Genomic DNA, 5,475 nt, shown 5'->3' with positions numbered 1-5,475 from the left:
AGGATCGTTGATCGTACAAGGTCTGAGGTGAACATAGTCCCAGTTTTTCTCTGCCTTAATTACTTTCTCTGGAGCAGTAATACATAACCACGTATTATTGATGTTATACGAAATTCTTTGAAACACGTCGTATCTTGCATTCATAACGTGCATTTGCCAACACTGTTCAATTATAATGTAACTTTCACCTCCGCTAAAATCAGGACCGTAACAAAACTTTCCTTCACCGCTTACAATTACTTTGATTGGTTGGTCTTTTGGTGGATCGGTAGGTTTTTGAATAACCAAGTATTCAATTTTTGATGAAGCATCTACTGGAGTAGGATTTATTCCATACTCGAAGCCAAATCCAATCAAGACTAACAGAACTACTATGAATATTTTCTTCCAATTACACATCTTTCAAATCCTATTTTTTAAATTAAACAAATATACTAAATTACTTATAAACGCTTCTTAGTCCAGGTTCAAAAAGAAAACGGATTTATCTAACTTATATAAATTAAATAAAGACTGTTTATTAAATTTGAAAATTTGTTTGAATTCTAAAACCTCTACTGTCAATTAGATGATATGAGCTTTTTATCATTACTATTTGGATGTATAAAAATGATAAACGACCAAGTTCTCTAAAATAACGCGTCTTTAATAAAATGGTCCGAACCCACTTTTATAGATACATTAGAATATTTTAATTATTAAAAAAATTGAATCAAAGGATTCTATAGTTACGTCTGAGTATTAAATGTGAAACCCACTTCAAAAAGCCAACATACAGGTTAGATTCAATTTGTGAGAACTTTTACATCTTCGCAGATCAACCCTTAATTTTTGACATTCAAATTTTCCAGGGCCAGCAACATAAAAAACGGGCACAAATCATCAAAATCTTTTTACTTTCTAGCATTTCTACCTATAAATAATATATTTAATTATTTAGAATATTAAAATAAACTGAATATATAATTTACTTACTTTAAGCTTAAATTTGAATTATATATGAATTTAAATCCGTTTTTTTTAAAGAAAACTTAAAGGGAATACTGAAGCTATAACTGAATGCGTTTCTTTTATAATTTTTACCACTTGAGACACATTCGACTTTTGGAGATAGATATTATAAATTTTGCTTTTGTTGTCTTTTGTCTGCGTTTACTGATCTTGATGAAATTGATATCTTTAATAGAGTTGTTGAAAAGTTCCATAGTTCAATTAACAAAATTGCTTTAATCGACCGTTTCCATGAAATAGAAACAGATGGAGAATTAATTTTTCAACTATTCTAATTTTTATCGCAAAATACTAGGCGCTTTATTACATAATTATGAATAAAGTAGTACAAAAAATTATCCATAATCTTTGAAAAATTCTTAATGAAATACAACTTTCTATATTTTTAAAATCGATCTATAAAACCCATACCTATTATAGTTACTACATTCTTAGAACTTGTCCCAAAACCGTCCAATGTAGGAACTACTGCATTTTATTAGAAATTTCTAAAGAATTATCGTGTAAATTCTTTGAGGTTTTAGGACAAGCTTTTAGTGAAATGTTAAAAGCTGTGGTAATTTTGAAGTTTTATGTGAGTTCCTACATCGAAAAAGTGTTAAGATTAAAATAGGTTTTAGTCTTTTGCGTTTTATATTGACGTGAGTTCGTGGAGAAAACGAATAAAAATTTTCTAAAAGTAGTAGTTCCTACAATTTTAGAATTTTGTCCGTAAAATCGCGGTTTGTGAGAGTTCCCACATTTTACTTTTACAGAAAAATCAGATTTTACAAAATAAATCTCTTAATCAAATTTACATCCTAACTTGTTCCCAAATCTCAAAAACATAAAAGATCAATCCTTTAAAAATTTTTAATCAACTGTAGTAGTTCCTATAAAATTACGCCTCATTTATATATATGCAAAGAAAAAATTCATTACAATCTCATAAAAAAGTCGGAACTACAAAAGAACAAAATAGCTACTGTTGATTTAAAAAATTACTCAGAACTGATAGTAGCCAAGTACCAAATTTCTGACATTAAAACAGGGTTTATGATAAATTTATGATACTCAATGAGTTCGAAAATTCACTATCAAGAATTTCTTCCAATTACAGAAAGTTAAGGATTAGAAACCGGATTTCTTTTTTTCCTTGAAACCACTTCTTTTCTTTGTAATTTTAAAGACTCAAAATCGATTTTTTCCCTCTGAATGGTTTCTAAAAAAGTTTGAATATCATTTAACACTATTTCCCTATGTTCTGGAAATTCATTCATCAGTTCATGATAAAAACCGGGGTAAATTTTAATTCTTTTATTTCTATAAATTAGATTTTTATAAAGTTCTGTAGAACCATTTACATCCACAAGTCCATCTTCTTGACCGTGCAAAATCAATACAGGACAACGAAGTACATTCGCCTTTTTGATCAATTGGGGTCCGATCTCCAAAAGTTCGGTCCCCATTTTTAGGGAAACTTTACCGTGAACAAGAGGATCTTGTTTATAAGATTCGATCACCTCTGGATCATGAGAAAGATATTGAAGATCCAACTCCGCGTCCACAACAGAAGAAGGAGAAATTTTACTTAAAATACCAGCAGCAAATTTTTTTAACTTCTTTCTAAAATCCATTCTTACCCTAAGCGCAGGAGAACCAAGAATCAAACCTAGAATATTATCCTGATTGATTCCTTCCTGAGAATATCGAAGAGTAATCGCTCCTCCCAGAGAATGTCCCAATAGAAAAAAACGTTCCTTTTGTTCTCTTTTAAGAACTTCTGAAACAAAATCGGCAAGATCCCTTACATATAAATCAAAAGAATCCGAATGACCTCTTTTTCCATCCGAATTTCCATGACCTCTCATATCAAAAGAATAGAAATTAATATCACTTTTCGAAAAATAACGAATCAAATTCGTATAACGTCCACTATGTTCTCCAAAACCGTGATGAAAGATCAACAATCGATTGGAGTTAGACTTCGTCCAAGATTGACAATATAATTTAGATTTATCGGAACTGGATAGAATATGAAATTCTTTATGATGAAAGGTCATTGCTTAAACCGATTTTATTTGGAAGAAAAGAATCATGAAAACAATACTGGTCAACTAAATATTATAAAACCGTTTAAAAAGGGACTTTTTTCATTCTATACTAGTTTTCTTTCAAAACCAATCGATAATCTTCTATGTCTCGTTGTGTATTGAAGTCCAAAAACGAATTTAAAGTTTCCTTGAGTTTTACTCACGGTTTGAATTTCTTTCCTAAAAACGAAAGAAATGAAAACCTAAAATGAACGGAGTAAATATGGAAAAAAGCCCCTCGGACAAAAGTCTTCTTCGCTTTTTCGGGTTAGGAGAATTGGTCAATCACGGCTGGAATGCTATCTTAGCTTTCTGGATGATTATGGGAATGGCCTTCTTCCTCTTTGCAGATCAAAATCTAATTGCTCCTAACTTAAAAAACATAGGTGCTTCCTTCGGTTTAAATAATCAAGAAGATGTAGATTGGTACATCGGTGGAGTAATCCCGATTTTGTTTTTTATCTTAGGTGGCGCAGTTTCCGTAAGTATGGGTTACCTATCCCAAAAATATTCTCGCAAAACATTGATTATATTCTCAGTATTTCTAGGAGAAGTTCCTTGTTTTCTTTCCGGTTTTGCAACCAGTTATCCTGAGTTTGTATTTTATAGAACTCTTACCGGGTTTGGTCTAGGAGGAATTTTTCCTCTTCTTTTTACGGTATTAGGTGATTACTTTTCTGACAAATCTAGATCCACCGCAGCGGCTTATGTTTCACTTTCGATGGGGATTGGCCTTGGAGTAGGACAACTTTTAGGAGGAATTTTAGGAAGTGCAGATCCGGCTAACGGTTGGAGAACAAGTTTTATCTATCTTTCCATTCCTTCTTTCTTTTTTGCGATCATTTATTGGATTTTTTGCAAAGAGCCAATTCGAGGAGGAGGAGAATCGGAATGGTCCGGAATTGCAGAAAAATTTTCAGAAGAAAGTTTTCATCTTCGTTGGAGCGACGTTAGACTACTCTTTAAGAATAAAACAAATATAGGAATTTTCCTTCAAGGGATTCCTGGTTGTGTTCCTTGGGGAGTGTTTTTTGTCTTTTTAGTGGATTACTACGAAACTTCTTATCATTTAGACAAAGCAACTGCAACGATGCTTTTAACTTATGCTGCAATTGGTGTTTTTGCAGGCACGTTTTTTGGAGGAATCATCGGACAAAAAATTTATAACTATAAAAAGCGTCTTCTTCCCATTTTTTGTATGTCTAGCATTTTAATCGGAATTTTGCCTTGTATCTATCTTTTAAAAGCGGAAAATATTGCTGACTCAGGGCTTTTTATTTTAATCAACGTTGTGGCCGGTTTTATAATCTCCGTTACCGGCCCTAACGTAAGAGCTACATTAATTAATGTGAATATTCCAAAAAATAGAAGTAGCATGTTTGCGCTCTATAACCTTACGGATGATCTGGGGAAAGGGTTAGGGCCCGCGATGAGCGCCTTAATTTTAGGTCTGACTCCGGGAGATCGTTCTCTTGGACTTTCCATTTCTGTTCTTTTTTGGATTCCTTGTGCTTTATCTTGGTTGATTGTCTTGAAAAATTTTGAAAAGGACGAAAAAGACGTACATGAATATTTGGTTTTAGAAGCCGAAAAAATCAAAGGGTAGCCTAATTGAATATAAAAACTTTCGAATTCTATTTATTCGATATTGAAGGAACTACAACTCCGATCGAATTCGTTCACAAAATTCTTTTTCCTTACTCTGTGGAAAAGTTTGATTCTTTTTTTCAATCGAACTTACTTGAAAAAGAATGGATCGAAAAATTAATCTTAGAAGGTAAAAACGATACTACCTATTCTGGAAAACTTTCGGATTCCGCTTTCGATCTGAGTGAATATTGTAAACATCTCGTTTCGTTGGATCGCAAAAGTGGTATTTTGAAAGAGATTCAAGGTAGAATTTGGAAATCAGGTTATGAAAATGGAGAACTAAAAAGTTCAATGTTTTCAGACGTTCCCTCTTTTTTAAAAAAAATCCAAGCTTCTAAAAAAAAGTCTGCGGTTTATTCTTCTGGCAGTATTCAAGCGCAAAAGTTAATTTTTGAATATTCAGATTTTGGCAACTTAACCCATTTTTTTTACGCTTACTTCGACACTGGAGTCGGAGGAAAAAGAGAATCTTCCAGTTACTCTAAAATTTCAGAACAATTAGGAGTTGCACCAGAGAAAATTCTATTTTTCACGGATATTAAAGAAGAAGCGGACGCCGCCAAAGAAGCAAAACTTCACTCCGCAATTTTAGAACGTCCCGGTAATTATCCTCAACCGCAACACTCTCATTTTAAAATTTCTTCTTTTGAAGGTTTGAATCCTTAATAACAGAATGGATTTTTCCCACATTTTCAAGATTTGTCCGTAAAATCAAAGTTTGGTGGGAGTTCCCACATTTTCA

General features: G+C 32.5%; 4 protein-coding genes. 2 read left to right on the top strand and 2 right to left on the bottom strand.

From position 1 onward, the window contains the following. On the bottom strand, positions 1-399 hold a 399-nt coding region (locus tag BW942_RS17195), incomplete at its 3' end, for a DUF1561 family protein (RefSeq protein ID WP_139325932.1). A 1,715-nt stretch (positions 400-2,114) separates the two neighbouring features. Continuing rightward, positions 2,115-3,053: an alpha/beta hydrolase gene (locus tag BW942_RS17185; protein ID WP_000142698.1), complete on the bottom strand. Its 939-nt coding sequence runs from the start codon at positions 3,051-3,053 to the stop codon at positions 2,115-2,117. Positions 3,054-3,306: 253 nt separating this feature from the next. Here BW942_RS17185 and BW942_RS17175 point away from each other — a divergent pair, with 253 nt between their 5' ends. Together BW942_RS17175 and mtnC are read left to right on the top strand one after the other, a co-directional pair. Next, the gene (locus BW942_RS17175; protein ID WP_001972114.1) at positions 3,307-4,689 is read left to right on the top strand and encodes an MFS transporter; all 1,383 of its coding nucleotides are present in this window, start codon (positions 3,307-3,309) and stop codon (positions 4,687-4,689) included. Between the two features lie 5 nt (positions 4,690-4,694). After that, complete coding sequence (gene mtnC / locus BW942_RS17170; protein ID WP_001022662.1) at positions 4,695-5,399, top strand: acireductone synthase; 705 nt, start codon at positions 4,695-4,697, stop codon at positions 5,397-5,399. Positions 5,400-5,475 lie beyond the last annotated feature (76 nt).

Origin of the sequence: Leptospira interrogans (assembly GCF_900156205.1) — a bacterium.
GTDB classification, from domain to species: Bacteria; Spirochaetota; Leptospiria; order Leptospirales; family Leptospiraceae; genus Leptospira; species Leptospira interrogans.
This window is presented reverse-complemented; position numbering and strand designations above follow the sequence as displayed.